This is a genomic window from Borreliella yangtzensis (assembly GCF_014201775.1).
GTDB classification, from domain to species: Bacteria; Spirochaetota; Spirochaetia; order Borreliales; family Borreliaceae; genus Borreliella; species Borreliella yangtzensis.
Genome location: NZ_JACHFG010000067.1, coordinates 1 through 1471, shown reverse-complemented (window position 1 = coordinate 1471; position 1471 = coordinate 1). Strand labels below are relative to the sequence as shown.

The window sequence follows — 1471 nt, the reverse complement described above, 5'->3', positions numbered from 1 at the left end:
AATACAACTCTAAAATTAAGTGATATTAAGTGGACTTGTGGCAGTTGTAATGTTTTGCATGATAGAGATATAAATGCATCTCTAAATCTTAAAGCTTATTATTGTAATGAAATAAAAACTAAGGCAGGAACTGCCTGAAGTAAAGCTTGTGGACCATGCTCTGGTGGATGACCGTTCTTTTAGAACCTAAAAAGCTATCATGGGATGAAACAAGAAGCTATTTCTATAATCTTTGATTTAGAAATAGCAGTTCACGTTGTTGACAATTTCTGAATCTTGTTTTAATGTTAGGTTAAGATAATTATTAGAATTCATTGTTTTTTGGTATTCAATGTATTTCTTTTCCAAAAACCACGACACTTTCAAAAGTCGTTGGTACTCAATTTCTTTTCTACCAATATGAGAACTAAGCCGTAAACTGGAAATTTCCTTGAAATTCGGGTCAATTTTTTCTGAATTTTCTTCAATTATTTTTTCATGAAGTTTTTTGAAAATGAATTTTTTCAAAAAAATAGCAAAGGATACCCCACCTATAATTTCTATGAAATTTAGGTGGGGATGAATTTGCAACGTAAGTTAAAATATGACGTAAGGAATTGAGCTTCTATTTCTAAAATCAAAGATTTTAGAAATAGAAGCTCACATTGCCCAGCCAATGCGTTGTTGGTATTTCGCTTTTGGTTAGGCGGTTACTACGGCCTGGAAGATCTTTTCTTTGATTTTGAAAATTTACTATTATTTGGCTGTAATTTGTGTTATACTACATTTAGTGAGTGATAAATTATGGAATTAGTTTCAATAGCAAACATTACTGAAGAGCAAATATATAAAGAGTTTCTTCGACTAGGGATGGAACAACTAATAGCACAAGATTTATCTAAAAGATATTATCACAATAATCTTACGTATAGAGATTTAGAAAATTTAGAAAAACAATTTGGAATAAAGTTTGAGAATCTTGAGTTCAAGATTGATACTATAGAAAAGAATTTAAATACTAAGATTGATAATGTAGAAAAGAATTTAAATACTAAGATTGATAATGTAGAAAAGAATTTACAAAAGGATATAGCTAACTTAGACGCTAAGATAGATAATGTTAAAAATGAGCTCAATACCAAGATAGATAATGTTAAAAATGAGCTCAATACCAAGATAGATAATGTTAAAAATGAGCTCAATACCAAGATAGATAATTTGTCGCAAAATCTTACAAAAGAAATGAAAATTAATAACCAAATTTTTTTGGAAAAGCTTAATGTAAGTAACAGAATTACAATTTTTATTACTGTAGTGGTGTTGCCCGTTATGATAACCCATGTAGTTCCTTTTGTTATGTCTCTAATTACAGGGCTTTTCAAATAATAATGACTAAGAATTTTTCACTTCAATTAATTAAGAAAAAAGATTTAAGATGTGAATTAAGAATATTTTATACTAAATAACAATTATATATATAATTGTTATTTAG

At 28.1% G+C, this 1471-nt stretch carries 3 protein-coding genes; 2 read left to right on the top strand and 1 reads right to left on the bottom strand.

Going from position 1 to position 1471, the window contains the following annotated elements; all coding sequences use genetic code 11:
• On the top strand, window positions 1-138 hold a 138-nt coding region (locus tag HNP68_RS06820; RefSeq protein ID WP_183221721.1), incomplete at its 5' end, for a zinc ribbon domain-containing protein.
• A gap of 99 nt (window positions 139-237) precedes the next feature.
• On the opposite strand, the gene HNP68_RS06815 is transcribed toward HNP68_RS06820, so the two are convergent.
• Window positions 238-507, bottom strand: coding sequence for a hypothetical protein (locus HNP68_RS06815; protein ID WP_183221719.1), 270 nt, complete (start codon window positions 505-507; stop codon window positions 238-240).
• Between the two features lie 276 nt (window positions 508-783).
• Here HNP68_RS06815 and bdr point away from each other — a divergent pair, with 276 nt between their 5' ends.
• Window positions 784-1365, top strand: coding sequence for a Bdr family repetitive protein (gene bdr / locus HNP68_RS06810; RefSeq protein WP_183221717.1), 582 nt, complete (start codon window positions 784-786; stop codon window positions 1363-1365).
• Window positions 1366-1471 lie beyond the last annotated feature (106 nt).

What these genes read in the sequence shown, in the direction of transcription:
- bdr (WP_183221717.1), top strand. Translation starts at nt 784, where the DNA reads ATGGAATTAGTTTCAATAGCAAACATTACTGAAGAGCAAATATATAAA.